This window comes from Halobacillus sp. GSS1 (assembly GCF_017307035.1).
GTDB lineage: Bacteria > Bacillota > Bacilli > Bacillales > Halobacillaceae > Halobacillus > Halobacillus litoralis.
This window is the reverse complement of record NZ_JAFLHE010000004.1, coordinates 142,320-163,151: the sequence shown is the minus strand read 5'-3', so window position 1 is coordinate 163,151 and position 20,832 is coordinate 142,320. Positions and strand designations below refer to the sequence as shown.

Annotated in this window: 18 protein-coding genes; 6 read left to right on the top strand and 12 right to left on the bottom strand. The window is 43.7% G+C overall.

The window, feature by feature from the left end:
• Nucleotides 1-3: 3 nt before the first annotated feature.
• The 3 genes from J0K78_RS11055 to pgsB are packed head-to-tail and all read right to left on the bottom strand — an operon-like array spanning nucleotide 4 to nucleotide 2,992.
• Nucleotides 4-1,260 (bottom strand): CapA family protein, encoded by a 1,257-nt coding sequence (locus J0K78_RS11055; protein ID WP_206946958.1) that lies wholly within the window; start codon nucleotides 1,258-1,260, stop codon nucleotides 4-6.
• Nucleotides 1,261-1,273: 13 nt separating this feature from the next.
• Nucleotides 1,274-1,723 carry a poly-gamma-glutamate biosynthesis protein PgsC gene (pgsC, locus tag J0K78_RS11050; RefSeq protein WP_160913838.1) on the bottom strand — a complete coding sequence of 150 codons (450 nt, stop codon included), beginning with the start codon at nucleotides 1,721-1,723 and terminating at the stop codon, nucleotides 1,274-1,276.
• 21 nt (nucleotides 1,724-1,744) lie between these two features.
• Nucleotides 1,745-2,992 carry a poly-gamma-glutamate synthase PgsB gene (gene pgsB / locus J0K78_RS11045; protein ID WP_206947255.1) on the bottom strand — a complete coding sequence of 416 codons (1,248 nt, stop codon included), beginning with the start codon at nucleotides 2,990-2,992 and terminating at the stop codon, nucleotides 1,745-1,747.
• A gap of 367 nt (nucleotides 2,993-3,359) precedes the next feature.
• Between pgsB and J0K78_RS11040 the strand changes: the two genes are divergently transcribed.
• Entirely contained in the window at nucleotides 3,360-5,879 is a 2,520-nt protein-coding gene (locus tag J0K78_RS11040; protein ID WP_242517836.1) for a cyanophycinase, read from the top strand.
• Nucleotides 5,880-5,966: 87 nt separating this feature from the next.
• Here the strand turns inward: J0K78_RS11040 and J0K78_RS11035 are convergent, their stop codons facing one another.
• The 5 genes from J0K78_RS11035 to J0K78_RS11015 form a co-directional block, all read right to left on the bottom strand.
• A complete protein-coding gene (locus J0K78_RS11035) occupies nucleotides 5,967-7,937 on the bottom strand; it encodes a penicillin-binding transpeptidase domain-containing protein (protein WP_206946957.1) in 1,971 nt (656 codons plus the stop codon).
• A gap of 133 nt (nucleotides 7,938-8,070) precedes the next feature.
• Nucleotides 8,071-9,603: a BCCT family transporter gene (locus J0K78_RS11030; RefSeq protein WP_206946955.1), complete on the bottom strand. Its 1,533-nt coding sequence runs from the start codon at nucleotides 9,601-9,603 to the stop codon at nucleotides 8,071-8,073.
• 109 nt (nucleotides 9,604-9,712) lie between these two features.
• Nucleotides 9,713-10,936, bottom strand: coding sequence for an MFS transporter (locus tag J0K78_RS11025; protein WP_206946952.1), 1,224 nt, complete (start codon nucleotides 10,934-10,936; stop codon nucleotides 9,713-9,715).
• Between the two features lie 195 nt (nucleotides 10,937-11,131).
• The gene (locus J0K78_RS11020) at nucleotides 11,132-11,503 is read right to left on the bottom strand and encodes a VOC family protein (protein ID WP_206946950.1); all 372 of its coding nucleotides are present in this window, start codon (nucleotides 11,501-11,503) and stop codon (nucleotides 11,132-11,134) included.
• A gap of 54 nt (nucleotides 11,504-11,557) precedes the next feature.
• Nucleotides 11,558-12,289 (bottom strand): ZIP family metal transporter, encoded by a 732-nt coding sequence (locus tag J0K78_RS11015; RefSeq protein WP_206946948.1) that lies wholly within the window; start codon nucleotides 12,287-12,289, stop codon nucleotides 11,558-11,560.
• A 273-nt stretch (nucleotides 12,290-12,562) separates the two neighbouring features.
• Between J0K78_RS11015 and J0K78_RS11010 the strand changes: the two genes are divergently transcribed.
• On the top strand, nucleotides 12,563-13,369 hold the full coding sequence (locus J0K78_RS11010; protein WP_206946946.1) for a CsxC family protein: 807 nt from the start codon (nucleotides 12,563-12,565) through the stop codon (nucleotides 13,367-13,369).
• 40 nt (nucleotides 13,370-13,409) lie between these two features.
• Here the strand turns inward: J0K78_RS11010 and J0K78_RS11005 are convergent, their stop codons facing one another.
• The 3 genes from J0K78_RS11005 to J0K78_RS10995 all read right to left on the bottom strand — a co-directional run bounded on the left by J0K78_RS11005 (nucleotide 13,410) and on the right by J0K78_RS10995 (nucleotide 16,536).
• A complete protein-coding gene (locus tag J0K78_RS11005) occupies nucleotides 13,410-14,678 on the bottom strand; it encodes a hypothetical protein (RefSeq protein WP_206946945.1) in 1,269 nt (422 codons plus the stop codon).
• Nucleotides 14,679-14,865: 187 nt separating this feature from the next.
• Nucleotides 14,866-15,597 carry a CsxC family protein gene (locus J0K78_RS11000; protein ID WP_206946943.1) on the bottom strand — a complete coding sequence of 244 codons (732 nt, stop codon included), beginning with the start codon at nucleotides 15,595-15,597 and terminating at the stop codon, nucleotides 14,866-14,868.
• A gap of 183 nt (nucleotides 15,598-15,780) precedes the next feature.
• Nucleotides 15,781-16,536 carry a CsxC family protein gene (locus J0K78_RS10995; RefSeq protein ID WP_206946941.1) on the bottom strand — a complete coding sequence of 252 codons (756 nt, stop codon included), beginning with the start codon at nucleotides 16,534-16,536 and terminating at the stop codon, nucleotides 15,781-15,783.
• A gap of 783 nt (nucleotides 16,537-17,319) precedes the next feature.
• Here J0K78_RS10995 and J0K78_RS10990 point away from each other — a divergent pair.
• On the top strand, nucleotides 17,320-18,510 hold the full coding sequence (locus J0K78_RS10990) for a ParM/StbA family protein (RefSeq protein ID WP_206946939.1): 1,191 nt from the start codon (nucleotides 17,320-17,322) through the stop codon (nucleotides 18,508-18,510).
• Nucleotides 18,511-18,521: 11 nt separating this feature from the next.
• Nucleotides 18,522-18,890 carry a hypothetical protein gene (locus tag J0K78_RS10985; protein WP_206946938.1) on the top strand — a complete coding sequence of 123 codons (369 nt, stop codon included), beginning with the start codon at nucleotides 18,522-18,524 and terminating at the stop codon, nucleotides 18,888-18,890.
• A gap of 92 nt (nucleotides 18,891-18,982) precedes the next feature.
• On the opposite strand, the gene J0K78_RS10980 is transcribed toward J0K78_RS10985, so the two are convergent.
• Entirely contained in the window at nucleotides 18,983-19,540 is a 558-nt protein-coding gene (locus tag J0K78_RS10980) for a CotY/CotZ family spore coat protein (RefSeq protein ID WP_206946936.1), read from the bottom strand.
• A 244-nt stretch (nucleotides 19,541-19,784) separates the two neighbouring features.
• On the opposite strand from J0K78_RS10980, the gene J0K78_RS10975 reads away from it, so the two are divergent.
• The gene (locus tag J0K78_RS10975; protein WP_160915881.1) at nucleotides 19,785-20,210 is read left to right on the top strand and encodes a hypothetical protein; all 426 of its coding nucleotides are present in this window, start codon (nucleotides 19,785-19,787) and stop codon (nucleotides 20,208-20,210) included.
• Nucleotides 20,211-20,328: 118 nt separating this feature from the next.
• Entirely contained in the window at nucleotides 20,329-20,829 is a 501-nt protein-coding gene (locus J0K78_RS10970; RefSeq protein WP_160915883.1) for a hypothetical protein, read from the top strand.
• The last annotated feature ends 3 nt before the right edge of the window (nucleotides 20,830-20,832 follow it).

Genomic DNA, 20,832 nt, shown 5'->3' with positions numbered 1-20,832 from the left:
CTCCTATCCTTCAATGACGCCGGCTTTTTTCAAATCGATGACAAGTCTGCCGTCTTCCATCCGCCATAGTTGATCGTCCAGTTCTTTTCTAAGCGTCCGGAAAATACGATAATCACGGAACGGCTTCAATATTCCATCTGTTTCCCTTGGTCTCGTATCGGATATTTGCATAGGTATGAAGGAAAGTTCTGCTCCTCCACCCTGTAAAAAGTCAAGTTGAGCAAGGGTCGAGTCTTTCGTTCGCGACCATCCCTGGTCGAAGACGAAATTCCCGAGACTGTTCATGACGATCGATGTCTTATCTTCACTCTGTGGATCATCCGGGTCTCTCTCGATATGTACACGAGTGATGGGTTCAAGCACGTGAGAGTGGTGGCCGATAATGACGTCCGCTCCCATATCGGTCATTAAATACGCAAGTGTTTCCTGTGTATCATTTGAACCGACCTGGTACTCGTCTCCCCAGTGGGTATGAACCATAACGATATCTGCCTGTTCTTTCGCTTCACGGATTCTACTTTGCAGCACACCAAGGCCAGCATTCGTCAAAACCCCGCCGACATATTCACTGGCACTATAACCCTGAACAAACACATCTGTGAAGCCTAGAATCGCGATATTTCTTCCGTTCGCATCGAAATAATGAATTTCACCGGCATCGGTCAATGTTTCCTCTTCTTCAAACATTCCTTCAGCAGGATCTAATGCACGACCAATCCCCAGGAGGTCAAGGTCCACGTCTTCCATATGTTTAAGGGTTTCTTCTAATGAAAGATTCCCATAGTCCATCATATGGTTGTTTGCTAGATTGACAGAGTCGAAACCAGCATCCACCAGCGCCTCTTCGGCTCCTTTATCCGCATACAAATGGATATCCTTATTACGCAGTTCAAAATCTTCCATGACGGCCTCAACTTCAGGATTATCAGCGTCAATGACCGGGTTTTCAAAATTCCCTGTGACATAATCAGACTCTTTAAAGTATGGAGTCACATAATCAAACACACGTCCAACCGGTTCGCCACTCCTGACAGCGGCATCACGAACGTGACGCCCGAGCATCATGTCCCCGACCATCGAAATTCTGAAATCGACATCATCCGGGCGTGTCTCTTGCGGCATGTCCGGTTTATCGATCCATTGGTGACCGAAGAAAGGAACCGCCAATAGAGCTGCGAGCACCATGGAATGGAAAGGTGCTTTCTTTTTATGCTTCTTCGTCCATACTTTCATCTTATATTTAAGGTCTTTTTCTTCCATTGAAAAATCTCCTCTAAACCAAATGGTACGCCGTAATCAATACAAACGTTGCGAACGCAATCAGGAAAGTAGCACTAAAGGTAGGCAGCACTCCCTGCTTCTGTATTGAGTTTGCGATCAATCCAGGGACAATGACTCCAATTCCCCTTAATTCCATGACAGGAAATGGGGTGAGGGGATATAAATAATCCATCGACATCTTCATCAAAACCCCGACGGTCAACATCGCAGCAAATTTACGACGGCCGTAAAGAACCGTAAACCTTGATAGAACTTGAGAAACGAGTAAGTATGTAACCAGGCTGATCAATCCAACAGCTAATACGTACATCACTTGATCGAATATCAACGCTATGTAGCCCGGGACAACCAGACCCGCGGGCACGATTCCTGTTTTCTCTGCATACAACAAGCTTAATAAAACACCAATGACAATCGCGATATATAAATCAGTACCGAACACGTGGACTCCAACTCCCTACCATTATTTGTTCGTCTGCAAAACCTTACGAGAAAACGATCGGCTTTCTTCCGATTCTTCCATGATCTCCCATCCCGTTTCTTCCCGGGAAGAAGGGCGGAATTCAAGCTCTTCGACAGCCGCAGCCACTCTCTCACCAGCTCCGACGATGTTACCTATTCCGTAGATGACACTATCATCCGGAAGTTCTTTCAATTGATCGACAATGACTTCCGTCGATGCTTTTTCCAGGTTTATAAGATTAAGAGGCCTGATTTTTCCTTCTTCATAGGCTTTCGTAATCGGCCAGACACTTTCTCCCATGACAATCAACCGCTCCATTTCAATATGGGGCAGGACATTTTCAGCGAAATCGATCGTCCGCTCTACTCTGTCACTCCGGCAGCTCATGACGATTGTACGCTCCTGGTCGGGGTAATCCAACTGCTGGATTCTTTCCCAGATGTTCAACGTTGATGTTGTGTCATTAGCAGCGAAGCCGTTAAAGAAATACTTAGGCGCTTCCTCCTTACCGAAACGATGGACACGCATCGCTCCTGGATCGACAGGTGCCTGCAGCATTCCCTCAAGCGCAACTTCACGATCGATATCCAAAATTTCCGCAACAGCCATTGCAAGGGCTGCGTTTTGAGGAAAAATCATGAATGGGAACTTTTGCAAGTATGCTTCGTCTATCCAGCTTTCATCCGCAACGACGACTTTCGAATTTTTCTGGCGTGCGATTTTCTCAAAATACTTCTGATAGGGGGTTTCCGGTATGATGACGTAACCGTTCTCCGGAATGGTCGAGCTGAAAGCTTCCGCTATATCATCAAGCGTCGGTCCCATCACATCCATATGGTCTTCAATGACATTGGCGATGATCGTAATGTTCGCCTTGACCAGCCGCTCCTGGAAGACCTGCTGATATTCCGGATTCACAGCCATACATTCACTGACAAAAGCATCTGCACGTCGTTTCACCACTTGCTCCGTAATCTTCATTTGCTCATTAATGTTCGGACCTTGCAGACCACGGACAATCGGTTCTTCCTCATCCTTATCCCAATAAAACATCCGTGCTGACGTCCCTGTCGTTTTTCCGACTACTTTCTGCCCATCCTGTTTAAGAATGCCCATAACAAGACGGGTGACCGTTGACTTCCCACGAATTCCATTGACGAGGATCCTGGTGGGGATTTTTTTCAGACGACGATCAAGCTTATATTTTTCCCAAAGACCTATAACGAGCACAACAACAAAGAAGATCATCAGGTACGCTAACTCATCCACTCACATTTCACATCCTTCTCTAGTTCCAAAGATACCATGAACTCATCTTCTCTAAAACTAACAGATTATTACAACAAACGCCACCACTCGGCATAAGTCCTAGTATATTACCATACCCTAATGGTAGATTTTTAGTTGGAATTTTCAAAATACTTTTGTAAAAATATTATTTTCACAAAGACTTACCCAATCCATGTTCAAGAGAACAATAGGTGCTAAAACAGTTTTTCTATTACAACCATTAATACCCAATAAATTATAAATCCTTATTCTTAACGCCTCCCCTTTTTTGGCATGAAAGTTGCTTGTTAAATATTGAATTGAAAATTTGAAAGGAGCATGAACAATGCACAATCGAAAATGGCTGTTCATAGTATTCGTCACGGTTATGACTTTTTCGTCTTTCATCCCTTCCGTCTCAGCAGGAAAAAGTGAAAAAGAGGAAATTAAAGGAAACCTGGTCATTGTAGGAGGTGCTCTTGGCTCAAGCAACAGTGACGTGTATAAGGAATTTATCAACCTTGCTGGAGGAGAAGAAAACGCACGAATTGGTATTATTCCAGCCGCTTCAGGCTCCTTGAAATCCTCCGAACAGTTCAAAGAAGATATGGTCACTTACGGAGTGAGCCCATCAGATGTGGAAATTCTTGAATTATCGAACCATGACTTCAAAGACACAGAAGCAAATGAACGAAAATGGAAAAGCAACGCTCAAAAGAATAAAGTGTCCGATCAAATCAAGGATCTTACAGGCCTTTGGTTTGTCGGAGGAGATCAATTAAAAATCACCGACACTCTTCTCAATCCGAACGGAAAGAAAACCAAAGCCCTTGAAGCGATATGGGAAATCTACCAGGATGGAGCCGTTCTGGGCGGGACAAGCGCCGGAGCCGCCATCATGAGTGACGTCATGATCACAGGGGGAGACAGCCTTGGCGGATTCAATCAATCCTTCATTTACGAAGATCTTTCAAACCCTGCCGAGGAGTCTGTTCCTGTTTACATTGAACAAGGTCTCGGTTTCTTTCAATGGGGAATTGTGGATCAACATTTCAGCGAACGATCAAGGTTCGGCAGGTTAGCCGCCACTGCGTTGGAGTATGAAACCCAGGGGAACTATGCCTATGGAATTGATGAAGACACCGCAATGGTGGTATCTAACAAAGAACAAACCATTGAAGTGATTGGTAGAAGTACCCTCACAGTTCTTGATGTTTCCCAAGCTGCTGTTGAAGGTGATTCCATAAATGGATTGGACTTAAGCTACCTCGCAGCAGGAGATCAAGTCAATGTAGAGGATAAAAGCTTTCACATAGATGAAGCACGCAGCCTCGAAACGACAGGCTATGAGTATTTCAATTTTGAACCTCTACCGGCTACTGGTGTGCTGACTTCCTATGGTACACTGCCGAATTATCTTTCCTACTCTCTTGTAGATAACGCAGCCACAAGAAAAGTAGAAAGTTATCTCTATGACAGTTCAGGGGAAGGGTTTAAACTTACTTTTAAACAGACAGCGGATACGAAAGGGTACTGGGGATATGAAGATGGTCAAAAAGATTCCTATTCGATCACTCATGTCACGATGGATGCGACCCCTGTGAATGTACAGTTCAAAGACGAGGCAGACCTTTTCGAAGCGTTTCAGCCCTCCTCGTTCACCGCGCCGGACTCTTCCTTCAAGGCTGATACTAAAGGGGCGCTGGTTATGGCAGGTGGTGCTTTAGGAAGCTCAAACGAAGAAGTTTACGAAGCGTTCATCTCAAGGGCAGGCAAGGATGGGAAATATGGAATCATTCCTGCTGCAAGTTCAAGCCTCAAAAGTTCCCACCAATTCAGGGAAGACTTAATTTCCTATGGAGTCCATCCGGATAAAATAGAGATCCTTCCTCTATCGAATCATGACTTTAAGAACACAAAAGAAGATGAAAGTCACTGGTTAAAGAACCGGAATGATGAGGGATTGGCAGACCAAGTAAAAAGCTATGACGCGATATGGTTTGTCGGTGGCGATCAGACGGATATTACCGCCTCCCTTCTGAATGGTGATGGATCACAATCTAAAGTCCTGAGAAGCTTATGGACCATTTACGAGAAAGGGGCCGTATTAGGAGGGACCAGTGCAGGAGCAGCCATTATGAGCGACGTTATGCTTGCGGGTGGTGGAAGCTTTGATACATTAAGCAAAGGATTTACAAAATCCTATGACAGCATGTCTCAGCAGGAAGGCGGCCCTGCTTATCTTGAAAAAGGACTGGGGTTCTTCCCTTACGGAATCATCGACCAGCATTTTGATAATAAAGCACGACTAGGTCGTCTGATTGCGACAGACGCTGCTCATGGGGAAACAGATGAATATTCCTATGGCATTGATGAGGATACCGCTCTAATCCTGGACAACAAAGAAAATGCTTTAAGCGTAGTCGGGCGTGCAGGGGTTTCTGTCATCGATATCAATGATCAAGAAGAAAACGACGGATGGAAAGGTTACGAAGGGATCCGTCTATCGTGGCTTACTTCCGGCGATCAACTGAACCTTAACACGAACGAATTCTCGATCAGTGACCATAAAGTTTCGACCAGAGACTACGAATATTTCGATTATGAAGCTGCTCCACACTCAGGTGTGCTGACTCCACATGCAAACTTGAACAACTATTTATCCTATGCTCTATTGGATAACGTTCGCGAAACTGAGGTGAAAAGCTATAGTTTTCATAAAGGGAAAGGTTTCGAACTGACCTTCAGAGAAGAAGAAGACACAGAAGGATTCTGGGGATACAAGGATGGCAACAAGGATGACTACTCTTTCTTAAATGTCTATTTGGACATCCAACCAGTAGAAGTGAACATCCAGGACCGTTAAGAACAAAGACACCATCTCTTTCAAGGGCATAAAGGTTATAAACCAAAAACAAAAGGTTCTTCCCAGCAAAGGGAAGAACCTTTTGTTTTATTGCAACTCACTAAAAACATCTTTCACTTTAGGTACTACATAGTGGCTGCCGCCTTCAGCCTCTTCAATCATCATGGACACCATAAGGTCCCTGTTCTCAGTATCCCAGGCGATGAACCATCCATTCTCCTGGCCATCCTCCTCCTGGGATTTTTTCAATTCGGCCGTTCCCGTTTTACCCGCAAGATTCAACCCTTTTTCGACGGGCTTATAAGCGGTCCCTGCTGGGTCATCGACCACAGCTTTCAAATCATTCTTTATAATCGAAGCTGTCTCTTCACTCATCACTTTCTCATGCCATACCTGCCCTTCTTCTTCAGAAGAGACCAACCTTGGTTTCATGACGTCTCCTCCTGTCACGAAGGGGGTGTAAGTGAGTGTTAAGTGAAGGCTGCTCATTTGAATCTCCCCTTGTCCAAAACCCGTATCCCCAAGTAACGCGTCCCGTTCAAATGCATCTCCGTTCAGCAACTGGGAATTTTCTATCGGGAAAATCAACGGAAGGTCCTCCCCAAAGCCGAACTCACGAGTTTCCTGGAGGAAGGTTTCTCCACCAATTTCGAGGATTTTGCGGGCAAAGTAGATATTGTCGGAACGAACGAGTGCGTCTCTAAGATTCACTTGTTCATCTTCAGCCGCTCCTGCCACCCTTGTCACTGTGTATCCGTTCTGCTCATAGGTCGTTCCCTTAATCGAGAGCTCTTCTTCTGGTGTAATGACTCCTTGTTCAAGGCCGATGGCTGCTGTGATCGGCTTGAATGTGGATCCAGGTGAATAGGTGCTGTTGAATTTGTTTAAGGTTGTCTGCTCTCCCAACCCCAAAGTTTTTGCGTTAGGGTTATAAGAAGGAGCACTTACTAACCCTAGCACATCTCCATTCATTGGATGAATGGCAGCGGCAGATCCAGATTCTCCTTTTAATTGTTCAAAAATAGTTTTTTGAACTTCAGCGGAGATTGTAAGGGTCACATCTTCCCCGTCCTCTGATGCTTTCTCAGCCAATACCGATTTCTTCTCTTTTTCTGAGTTGTAAATGGATAGATTCCATCCCAGTTCTCCACGCAACCGCGCTTCCAAAACCTCTTCCAAACCATCCCTACCAATACGATCATGGGTTAAATACCCGTCCTTATCTTTCAAGTCTTCTGCTGTCACATCGGCCATATATCCAGTTAAATGTGCTGCGGATTCACCTAAAGGATAGACCCGGGATTCTATCCCGGAATTTATCAGGTAACCTCTTGGCAGCTTTTCAATAGCAGATGACCTTTCCTCATCATCTTCTGGAATTCTTGCCAATGGTACAAAGGTATCCGGTTCAACCCAAGATTGATTTAATTTCTCATTAATTTCATCTACAGACAGACCAAGAATTTCTGCCAGCCCTTTTATCAATTCTTCTTCTTTTTCCATCTTCCCTGGAACTAGCCCAACTTCACGAACAGTACCTTTCACAGCCAAACCTTGTCCATTCGCATCGAATATTTCTCCGCGTTCTGGTCTAAGCGGTGTTGCTCTCACAGTGTCCCCTTCTTCCATTTCAGGAACAATCATAGAGGGGTCCCATTTTATCACCCAACTATCTTTATCCTCACCTTCTTCAAACACAAGAGAAGCATCGCTTGAAAACTCAATAACCCCAGCTAATGAGTCCATAGAAGCTTCATAGTCAAAAGAAACAGTTTCTTCCTCTTGGTATTCCTGATCTTCTTCTGGAAGTTCATATGTAAATGAAAGATTCTCCATCACAATTTCTTCATAAATGCTCGTATATCGATCAATAAACTTCTCCTTTTCTACTGACTGCTTAGAGTTTTCACTTAGTAGTTCATACATCTCCCCGTATTCACCATTTTCCCAGTGATCCATATAGGATTGAAAAGCGTCTTCCGGCCTTGGTTGATCCGAGCAACCCGCCAGTAATAAAATTATTCCAATTCCGACAAACATGAATCGCCACCACTTCATATTTACCTCTCCCCTTTACATATATAGACAAAAATAACCTATTTTCATCATAGTACACTCGGGGATAAATGAACAGAAAGCCACCTTTTCTATAAAAAGCCCCCTTCATAAAAGGATGAAGGGGGTTTACGATTCACCTTATATTGTTACTCCATGCACGATCTTCATCTATCATTCGCTTCGCAGCGTAAATGAGAATAAATTGAATGATGATGACAGGAAGTCCCATCAAGCCTGAAATGACCTCGAGTGGTGCCAGTCCACCAATCCTCATCAGAACAAGGGCAAATCCGGTGATGATCGCAGCGATGATAATTCTTAGTAGTTTCGGTGGTTCAAACTTACTCATATCCCTTGTACTTGTGTAGGCGGCTACGGTGTAAGTGGTCGAATCGAGGGTCGTCGTCAGGAAAATGAGGGCAACGACCATAAAGATAATGATGGCCACTTCCCCGAAAGGAAGAGTAGATAGAATATCTGGAATTGCTGCCATCCGATCATTTTCTTTCACTAGATTCAGAACAGATAGATCGCCAGAGAGGTAGCGATGGACACCAAGTCCACCAAGCACACCTGTCGCTATCCAGGAAATCAGTGTAGGCGCAAGCAAGTAGGTCAAAATCATTTCCTTGATTGTGCGCCCCCGTGAAATCTTAGCAGCGAATACACTGTGCAACATCGCCCAGGTCGCACTATACGCGTACCAGAATACGGTATTACTCTGAATATGGGAAGCTTCTCCCTGGTGAACCGAATCTGTATTCAGCGACATGTTCAAATAATTAGATAATAAGAACGATACACTGTCTGAGAAATAATTGAGGATGAACACCCCAGGTCCACCAATTAAAATAAACACAGCAAAGAACCCTGCGATATACATGTTCCACGTACTCAACCTTTTGATTCCCCGCTCGATGCCGAGATAGGCACTTAATGAGAATAAAAGCACCCAAATGATCGTAACCGTAATCGTGAGTGGAAAGTTCACTTGAATTCCGAACAAGTGGGATAAATTCTGCGTGATGATTGGCGCTCCAAGACCTAACGTCACCGAAGCCCCTGCAAGAATGCTGATCAGGAATAGAACATCAAGGAACCGCCCTCCGATGCCATCTGTAAACTTATCCCCGAATAGCACCCGGCAGGCTTCTGATATTCTCATCAATGGTCGCTTGCGGACATGGAGGATGTACCCCATGGCAGGTGCAATCATGACGAAAATGGCGAACACTTGAAATCCCCATAAGAACATACTGTAGGCATTTCCCCATAATAGCGCCTCTGCCGAACCAGCTTCCACGCCTGCCGGTGGATCGTTCGCAACAGAAGTCCACTGCAGCATCCCCGTCCGCATGATGGTCGATCCTACGCCCATCGCAATTAAAATAGACGCATATTCAAATAGTGTAAAACGTGGCTTTTCCTTGGGATCACCAAGGACCACCTGTCCATATTTAGAAAAAGATAAATACAACCCGGCTACAACTAAAATCACACCATACCAAAGGTAGCCCCAACTGAAATTGTTCACGATGGAATCAAAAATGGCATTCAGCAGTTCCAGTGATTCTGCCTCATACAAGGCAAATGGAATGCTGATGCCAATCATAATAATTAATGATGGAACAAAGATTTTATAATCGATCAACGGCTTCTTTCTCATCCAATCCTCCTAAGTTATGTAAGATTCTCCTCACTTTCTACCCGCTGAAACCTTATCCATAACTTAAAAGAAACAATTTTTATATAATAATTTTGTATGGTGAGATTTTTCATTTCACTCGCTTCAGTTCTTGAGTGTTTTCCACCCCCTCTCCATCTTCTTGTTCTTCCTCTTCAGTCTTCTTGATCTGCTCATAACGCTGGCGTTGACGGTAACCATAAGTGGAAGAAAGTACCACCTCTTCTTTTTCAAGTGCAGATCCGAGCGCTCCGATAATCGTCGAAACACTGGTAGCCGTCCAGGCGATATAAAAATAATTGATGAACCCTACGTCACCCGTTAACTGAGACTTCAACATCCCCATTGGAATGATGGCAAGCACGGCAAGGGAGAAAATAAAAAACAAAAGCAAATAATATAAACTGACAGATACAAACAGTGTCAGTACGGTAGCTGCATTGTATAATTTCCGTAAGTAAGAGGCTCTTTCATCGTTCGGCTTCTCCCATAGCCTATGCGCAAGAATGATCCAACCGACCATCGCTATAATGGATACGATCGAAAGCATGAACATACGCCATATGCCGTAATTATTACTCAGATTCCACAAGGTCGGGAACACGAGGGCATACGCCCCGGTTGTAAAAGCGAAAACAATGACTTTCATGAATGCCGGAAACATCGCCCATGGCCGATTGGCACGAACCATACCCGTCAATAACCGCAAGGCCCCGCTGATTCGGGACTTCACAGTGAAACGAACATTAATGTTTGTTTCCCCTTCACGAGGGGTTTCCCTCTGAATCGGCGAGAGCCATTCAAAGCCTCTTTTTCCTATCAATCTGGTTGAGCTTTTATTCCTCAATTCTTCATGTTGCTCATTATCCTTCGACTGAATCCTTTCTTCTGCCTGTTCGCGTTCCTTGTCAGAACTGCCGTAATAAATTTCATTCACGAGTTGTAAGATCGACTCTCTCACTCTCTTAATCATAGGTGTGGAACCAAGGCCAGGGAGACTAATCAAAGCTACTCGTCCTTCCTCACAAGCCTCAGCTACAATGGGAAACTTTCCTTTGAATAACGGCAAATCAGTCAGACAGATCCCAAAATCCCACTTCTCTTTTTCGCTCCGGTCCAATGTCGCCTCCAGAACATCTTCCGATTTTTCTGTCACTCCTGTAAGCGCATCGACCGTATATTCCACTTTCCAGTTGTAATTGTCCTCTACATAATAACGGAGAAGGTCCGGAAGCTCGTTGACCAACGCCTCTCCTAATTCTTTGGGGTACCCTGGCGCTGTAATCAACCCCACTCTTTTCTCTTCTCGTCCCATAGCCATCCCTCCAAATCCCTACAAAACTATTTTTTAAAAATATATAACCTGAATCAGAGATTTTAAACGGAAAAATGATTCCCTCTGTCAAAATCACCCCACGTAATAATAGGGGTTAAACGAAAAAGACTACAGTCCTGGTAGCGTCGGACTGTAGTCTTTTTCATTTGTGTTCCTATGAGGCAGCAAACTGCACTATTTGTTAAACTCAATGATATTTCCATCCGGATCACTGATATACACCTGGTGCCATTCGGTTTTATTCTCAGGCTTATTCAGCATTTCGACCCCATTCTCCTTCAAACGGAGAATGAAAGCCTCCATGTCCTTCACCCTTACTGCAAAATGACCATCTCTTGAATCGATTGCCGTTGTTCCACGGAAGGTTCGTCCTTCCTTATGTACAATGAGATGAATCTGCGTGGAACCAAGTTGATACCATGCCCCAGGAAAACCAAAATCAGGACGATCCGGACTCTCGTCAAAACATAATACATTTCCATAAAAGTGCTTCGCTTTTTCGATATCCGATACTAGCAGGGACACGTGGTGAATACCTTCGTACATCTCTTCCACTCCTTTTTCCTTTTCCATCAGTGTAATCGAAAAAAAGAGAAGTAGCTACCTGAACCACTCCACCACACCGATCATACTAAGCAACCCGAGCAGGAAGGAAAAAGTAGCCAGCCTTTCGTATCCATGTCCATGTGTTTCCGGTATCAGTTCTTTATAAACGATGAATAACATTGCCCCAGCGGCAAAGGCAAGACCATACGGAACAAGAAACAAGGCGATATGAACCATGTAAAATCCAAAAACACTGGCTAAACATTCAATAACTCCTGTTAAAAAGGCCATGGCCACTCCTAAAGATTTACGGACGCCCTGATTCAGCAAAAACAAGGCAACAAGAAATCCTTCCGGAGCATTCTGCAAGCCCATCGACAAAGCAACAACAAGTCCAAGATTTTCAACTTCACTCGCAAGGCTTGCTCCAACAGACAGACCTTCCGGGATATTATGCAAGGTCATAGCCGCCACAAACATCAGCCCCTGCTGCGGAAGTTTCACATCGCTCCGTTCATGATCCAGGTCAATGTGAGGAATGATGTATTCCAAGATGTTTAACAACAAAGCCCCCACCAGAACACCACAGCACAACACATACAAATTCGTTAATTTAAGAGAAGCAGGGATCAAACCGTACGTCGAAGCCGCCACCATAATCCCTGCTGTATAAGCAAGAATGCTATCCATCCGCCTGTGAGAGATGGAACGTATGAATAATACAGGCAGAGCGCCTACACTTGTCGCAAAGGCGGACAATATCATCACCGATAAATTCCCCTCCATAGCCTCCCCCTTCACTAAGCCAGTCTTAACGGTTCTTTTTTAACAATATGACCAAGCCTTCCAATTTAGACGCCTCTCACTCCTCTCTTCGCCCGAAATTCTTTCGCTAGCATGCTGGTGATAGTTTTTGAGGGAAAGCACCTATTTTTAAAGCCTATCGTCACTCGTCCATTCATCTAGCTTCATAGAGACATATAGTATTAATGAGTCAAAAGGAACTTGTCTGAGAGAGAACTGGTAGACTTTTGACAATATTAAGAAGGAGTGAACAATATGAAGAAAAATACAGGATGTGGTAATGGGTATGGACACGGTAAGAAATGTCCACCTCTATCAAGTGACGTAGCAAAATCCAAGAGTCTCTTCACTGCATCGGAAGAGTTTTCTTCTGATGATATGGAGCAAACGGTCATACTTGGTGACGTGTTGATCCAGTCTCTTACAGAGGCGGACTTCGAACTACCATCATATGCCAGAGCCATTAAAAACATCGAGAAGAACGTTTCCTTGACGCAGTGTAAAGCGATCCCTGTCGTAGGAAACCCTGGGTATGTAAAATTGTTTGTTGAGGGAGTTGTACACAAAAACATTCAATACGTAGAAGACGGTTATGGATATGTCAAAGACTACAGCATCGACATCCCGTTCAAAGCGTACGACCAAGTCCAGCTTGCAAACCCAGTCGACTACCCATTCGGTTTCGAATACAGCATTAAAGAAAATGTTCTTCAGCGCCGTGAGCTTGCTAAAGGCGGCATGGGTGCCAACCGTTGCGAATTTGGTTCTTTGACGTTCGAAATTAACAACGAACCTATCAAATGTAAGCTTCTTGCTTCTGCTGTGAACCAGTGGGACATCGTGCATCATTTTGATAACTGGGGCCGTTTCAACAAAGTAACGGAAAAAATGGACATCAACCTAGTCATTAAGCTGACTCAAAAACAACAACCTAATTTCACACCACCAAGCGTACCTCCAATGGATAATGGCGACAACGGTGGAGAAGATAGTGCGCAGGCTTCAACAACTCAACAACAAGAAACAGTCTACAGCCGCTTCCGAAAAATCATCGGTCAATAATAAAAAAGAGATGCTCCTTGGCGGGCATCTCTTTTTTTGCTTATGAACCAAACGCTACACGTACATATTGCTTTTGCAAAAAGTTGTAAACCAGTTGCGCGGAGCCTTGGATATAGAGTTTGCCATCCGTACCAGAAGCATCGCTGTGACTTATAAACCGTACACTCTGCAATTCGACTTCCACCGGATCGACGAAGGTTTGACTAAACTCATGATGGACGTCCCCTGTCTCATCACCGTCAAAAGTGTATGCCTTACGATCTGCATATGGGATCTGTGGATCCTTCTCCCAATTCACTACAACCGTCTCTTCCCATGGCACCTGTTGTTTTATCTGCTGCATCGTTTCTCCATCGTCATAAATGACTTCCACCATGAGCACACCGCTAAGAAAAACATAGGAAGATGGTAGAACAACGGTTTCCTTTTGAGAGTGAATAGATAATTGGATATCAATGATTTCGCATAGATCATCAGGAATATTCAAAGTTTCCATTACATTGACTTCTACCTTTTCCGTAGATAATAAAACAGGAACTTTCACCGTCATGTTCCATCCTTGGGATGACGACTCTTCATCTTCTTCCCAAAACGGCTCCGATGAAGAACTCTCCATGCCTCCCTGTACTTGCTCACAAATAGATTCTTCGTGATCCTCGATCGTACAGGCCGGGGGGGCAACAAGGGATGATTCCTCTTCGTAAGACCACTCGATTTTTTCTGACCATGAACTGGATTCATCCAGCATGGAGCATACCTCTGTGAACAGGTTATCGGGGGTACTTTCTTCCTTTACCTTTCCACCTGACTTTTCTACCTCTTCAAGAATAGAACCTTCTTCGTCTAAGATGATGTTTTCCTGCTCTTGGTAGTGGTTCTTAAAACCATGCCGATTATCTGAAGACTCCCCCATCGAAGAAACGATATCCGTTAAAATCGAATAGTCTTCTAAATCGTGGTCTATTATTTCCTGAGGATCCTTCACCGAATTCCAGTATGGACTAGGATCCTGTTTTAACAAAGTTAGGATTTCCGGTATAAACGGATGATTTTTGTTCCTTTCCTTATTGGATTCGATTGGAGTACGATTCCCTGATTCCCCCATGAAATCATCCTCCCTTCCAGATCCTTCACTCATGGAATTTGATTCTTTGCGGGAGGAAGACATCCGCTTTCGGTACTCTGCTAACACACGTTCATCCGTATCTTTACCGATTATTTTTGAAGGTGGGGAAATGATGGGGCGGGGCATTTCTCCACCCGGGTCGCAAGGAGAATAGATGTCATGTTGATCTTCTGAAACAGACATATCTTCCTCATATTGAAAATCATAAAAAGGAACATGATTTCTATTTTCTTTCTTCATTTTTGAGGATGGACATGATGACCGCTTCGTCCAGCGGGTTTGATTGAATTTAATCTCATCTCTCTTCATATCACTCAGAAAGATGCCAGCCCTTAAGCATCCTTCCTCCCTCCTTTACTATCCTTACTCATCACTCATCATTAGAAGCTGAGGATACCCGGATTTGCTGTTCCTGGAGAACTTTCAAGCACATATCCAATACCATTTTTTCCTCAAGCTGAGTAAAGAAACCCTCATTAAATGGAGAAGAGCCTGGCAGTGGCTGACGATCGATGGCTTCATCCCATTCAATGATTTTACTGGAAAGCAATTCACAATAAGGAAGCTCATTATAATATTGGCTACTTTCCTGATGGTATTGAGAAAGATCGCTGCTTAACAGTTCATCTTTCTCAGGGAAGCCTGAAGGCAAGGGTTGGGAGACAGCAAAATCAAATTCTTCCCGTTTGTTATGTTTAGGCATTACCGGCATAGATAAGAATTCTTCAATTTCAATGACTGTATCAAAGGGAAGATCAACCGTAAACGAATGAAGATCTGAAGCGACTGTAGTGTCTGTGCTCATTTCGATTTCGTTCGCAGGACTTGCATACTGGATGTTTTTTCGGACGAACCCTTTAATGAATAGTTTTTTAGTCGGAAGGAGCAAACGACATTGAGTCAGGGCCACTCTTTTCTTAATATCTTTGATTTCAAGTACAGGTTCCGGGAAGGTGATCGTTTCAGTAATATTCAGCTGGACATTGAGTTCGGCAAGAACGACGGGTACCTTTGTGACGATCTTCCCAATGCTGACGTGAGGCTTGCATGGTTTACAATATCCTTTTTCACACTCATAGGAATCGTTATGTTGATCAGACATTCGATGGCCTCCTAAACGAAAGATATCCCCATCGTATGTCGGATGCCTAACAATGTCTGGGCGCATATCTCGGTTTTGAGATACGATCAAGCTGCCAACGAAACGAGAATGACCCCACCATTTCCAGAGAATAAAATAAAAAACACGACTCCTCTCATAAGGAATCGTGTTTTTGTTTTTTACTTATCCAAGTTCTACTTGTTGTTTTTGCAAAACTTTAACGCGGAATCTCAGCATCATCTTCTCAACAATGTGGTGGAAGTAGCCTTCGTCAACCGGACCGTAGGAATGGCGGTCTGTAGCTTCATCCCACTCAATGATATCACTCGCGACAAGCTCACAGTATGGAAGCTCATTGTACGCTTGTGTGCTCTCCTGATGATATTGAGAAAGGTCGCTGGATAGAGCTTGATCTTTTTCTGGGAATCCTTCACCCAAGTCCTGAGCACGAAAGAAGTCGAATTCTCTTCTTGTGTTCGCTACAGGAAGCTGAACGAATCCATCAAGGTCTACTGTCGTCATGCATTCAAAGTGAACTTTAGTAGTCAATGATTTCATATCAGATGATACACATTCGCCTGAAGCACCATAAACCGGGCTCGCATATTGGATGTTTTTGCGAACGTATCCTTTAATGAACAACGGGAATTCTCCGTCGCTGAATAGATCGTCGCTGCCTGTTGAAGTACGAGTCATCAAACGACATTGAGTGATTACCACTCTTTTCTTAATATCCTTGATTTCTAGTACTGGGTACGGAAACTTGATGTTTGCTACAAGGTGAGTCGTAACATCATAAGCTCCAAGTTCTACAGGAACTTTAATCGTAAGTTCATCTGCAGGGTTTACAGGAGTATCTGCTCCTGTGTTTGTGCATCTATCAACTGAGGCTGACGCATTAAGGTTTACACATTGATCGTGACAATTATCTTTTTTCATCACTATTTTCCTCCTTTATATTAACCTCTCTGTATTCTATGCAATCTACTCTATTAAGCATGGTCAGATGAAGGAGTATAAACGTGGAACTTTGAACAAGTCCCTCATTTTAATAGAGCTCCCTCTACCTTTCTAGCAATTAAACAAAAGCTCCCTTTAGTGGAAGACTCGGTTTCGAGACTTTTGTTGAGTGGATGGGGGCTGCGGGGAATAGCTCGCTTTCCGCGGGAGCGCGGTGAGCCTCCTCGGACTGCGTCCTGTGGGGTCTCACCAAGCACTCTTTTCCCGCAGGAGTCTCGCCATTCCCCTCCGCCCCTTTGCCATGAAAGATTCTCAAAACCACTATTAAAAAGTCAGCTCGTATGATTATGGGGAGTGGATTATAGAATATCTCCATAGCACTTAAAAGCTTGATCCAGAGCGCTTTATACCTCTAACAGTTGGACGGTGGAAGACCATCCAACTTTGTACAGGGGTTCGTTTCTCTCTTACATCGAAAGGGGTGGTTGGGAAGCTGCGAGACTTCCGTGGGAGAAAGGAGATCGGCGAGATCCCGCAGGGCGGTAGCTCGAGGAAGCTCGGCACTCCCCCACAGGAAAGCGAGTAGCTTCCCAGCCACCCCCGACGCCCAATAAGGTAACGAAACCCGAAAACATCTCGAAACTGAGTCTTCCACAATCCTGCCATTTACTTTAATAATGCGGGTGATGTGGAGGGGAAATGGGTATTCGCACAGGGACGGACTCGTCGACATAGGTTAAGTTGTAGATGAGGAGGTAGAAAATGAATAGTAATAATTTTCTTGCCGTAGATGTCGGAAACAGCTGGTACAAAGCGTTGGTATCCGATCAAGGGGAAATGTTTGATTATCAAATGCCAAACGCCATCGCCTTGTTTGATGAGGAATTTTACGAAAAACCTTATGACGAAGAGGATATGGATCTTGAGGAAAATTTGATTGTCGAAATTAAAAGCCCTTCGATCCAGGATCGACGCGAGATCTTTTATATTGGAAAGTCAGCTATGCAGCAGAAAAACGTCAGCTTAACGTCCTTCAATAATCAAAAAGTGGATGAAGAGCGAACCTACCTTCTGCTTTTTGCAACCGCTGCCTACCATGCTTTACTGACGAACCCTGCTGAAGAGGATCTCCATTTCACCATCGATCAACTGGCCGTATCGTTACCAACGACCCAATATAAGGAAAAGAAAGATCTTTTCAAACAGCGCTTGATTGGAAATCATACAGTCATTTTTCATAAAGTGCCTGGGGTCAGGGAGCCGAAAGAAGTCGCAATCAAAATACAAATTGAGGATGTTATTGTTGGTGCGGAAGGCGCCCTTGCCTATTTAGCTTTGACAAGGGATCAAGAGACGCTCATGATTTCGGACGATTCCCTTGTCAAAGATTCCTCCAAAGGCATTCTTATCGGAGACCTGGGTGGGGATTCGGTGGACTTTGTAGGGATCAAGAAAAATAAACCGGTTGCTTCTATTGAAGGGGAGCCGTTCGGCATCAATCAGTACCTCGACCATATCATACAAAAAGTAAGTAAAAATGAAATGTACAGCTTCAATTCACGTTCAGAACTTGAAGAAAAACTTGTAGCTGGACAGTCCGAATGGTATGTGGAGCCATTTGCAGGAGTTCGGAAAGATATTAGTAAATACATTAATCCACAGCTTCGTCTAATGGCGATCAAGTACCTCGAACACTTTGACAGAGTGAGAAGCCGTTCCAATGAAATCAAGGGCGCCTCCCGATACATCGCTGTCGGGGGAGCCGCTGAAATTGCTGAAAAACAAATCAAAGAAGCCGCAGTGAAATGGAATGAGCGCGGTCGTCCGATTGATTTACTGTTCCCTGAAAACATGTCTAAATTGAATGTCCAGGGATTGATGATTCTGGCCAAGATGCAATGGATCAGTAAAAACAAAGAATACGCAGATGGTTACGCTTATACCAAAAGTTAGAGGGTGAAGGCATGTCAAACGTATATCACGATTACTTCAAACAAACCGTGCTGACAATCCCTGATACCTTCATTGATATAAAAACCGGGGATCAGCACGCGGTCCTCCCTGAAATAAAAGAGGAAATCGCTTATCACTCAGAAAATAACACCCTGACCCATTTACTGTTCTCTGCCCTGAATGATTACTTCCTGAAAGCTCCGACTTCACAACAAAAGGGGACCAACTGTGTGTTGTCTGAATTGCAGGAAATAAAGAGAATGCTTGCGGCAGGATCTTTTCAGGAGAGAAGTATCCCAGCATCCATCAAGAAACCACCTGTTTCAAAGGAGATGGACATTTTGGAAATCGAGGATCTGTTAGAAGCTTTCGGTGGGTAAGCCGTATGTACAGAAGGTAGACATTTTTCAGTCTACCTTCTATTCTTTTACGCGTTTCCGTATAGAAAGGTGAATTCAGATTGGAGGATTTTTCATAAGTGAACGGCTGGCAGGCAGGTAATTGCACAAAAACAAGATAAATCCACCGTGATACAGATGCCAGTACCTACGAGGTCATTCAGACTCTTATGATCCAGCTGGTGACAGGCGGATCCGTGTTTGCTGTGACAATGCTTTGGATGACGATCTTTCAAGTCTGACTTAAAGTCAAGAAGCTCAAGGACAGCACAACCTTTATTCAGTTCTTTAATTTTGAAAACGTGAGTATGGATACACTTAATCTTCTCTTTCTTCGAGTGACAGGAATAAGTGGTTACCCCTGTCCCTTTGAAAGGTTCGCATCCGCAATATAAAAGAAAGGGAATCGTGTTTTTCTTCACTCGTTTCTTTCCTAGCAGCTCCTGAATGGATTGCTGGCAGGAAGTATGACACTCCTCTTCACTCACTTTATTTTGCGCATATAGAATCGCCTCTAATACATCTTCCACACAATTTTTATAATGTTTCATTTTATCGTGTTTATCTTTTTTCCCACAACAACCATCCTTATGATGGCGATCGTAGTCATAATCATATGCTCGAAAACTCATTATTACACTCCTTAATATTTCAGTTACCGTATTATACGTGCGGAGATGATTTTCGATTGATTTGTGTGCCCACAGCAGAGGAATTTTCTCTCAACTATAGAAAATGAGAGAACCCCTCTATACTTCCGACCCCTACCATATTCCCAGTCCAGGACTTTTTCATTATGAGCGTATCGTACCTTGGTCCACCTCCTTCCTTCACTTATACTGAGAATAATAGAAAGGAAAGGTCAGTGATTCCCCAATGCTTTACATACGGCAGGTTGAAGAAATTATAAAGGATACGCTGCTTGAACATCAGCTGGAAATCAATTATGAAATCAACAATAAACTCCCAGCTCCTATGAGTTATAACGTATCCACAAATACAGTGAATTTTAACTATCTACAAATAAATGGATATATGAGTAAAATAAAAGTAAATGAGCCTGAAGAAAACGTCGTGAAAATCATCCTCTATCATGAAATCGGCTACTATCTCACTTTTAAGAAACATAAACACGATCTGCGGACACTCATGTATGGAGGAGATGAAGAAATTGAAGAACTGAAATCCGTCATAGAAGCCAATGCCTGGAATTATGGACGGGCATTAGTCCCCGAACATTTAGTTGAAACTTACGACCTCGTTCGGGAAAAAGACGAGAATCTTCTGCAAGGATTGAAATAAAAATCCCTACATTCTACAAATTATCCTTAAAATTGGAAGGTCATTGTATGGAACTTGTAGAAATAGTTATACACAGTCACTCCATGATTAGGCTTAATAAAAAAGGAAGGTGAATGGCATGTTCAAGAATCGTTTATTCAAGAATGTTCTATTCCGATGGATGCCACATAAAGAGCAAAGCATTTGTGAAAAAAGATTGATCAAAGTCGTCAAACGCCTGAAGGTTGAGAATTTCAATTTTAATTGGGACCGTAACAGTTGTTTTGTGGAATTTACATATCAAGGGGAGAGCTATCGCCTGGAGCATTCCGTTGATAAAGCCAAGGAAAAAGGCATTATTTTAAGGAATGGTTTGGATTGCTTGAATGAATTGACACAGTCACTTGAAGATTTGGGCTTGATTATCGACCGTGGCATGTATGACTTTGACACTTGGATTGCCGGCATGAGACAGTCACCTTCCGTTGAGGAAACGCCTGAAGTGCAGGACGAGTTACAATTCAAGTATAAAACTCTGGGAAAACAAGCGGGAGAAGAAACCATTGCGCTTAAACCAGAAACTTCGTTTAAGAAGTTCGACGAAAACCATACATCATCGAAACGGACGCAAATAAAATAAAAA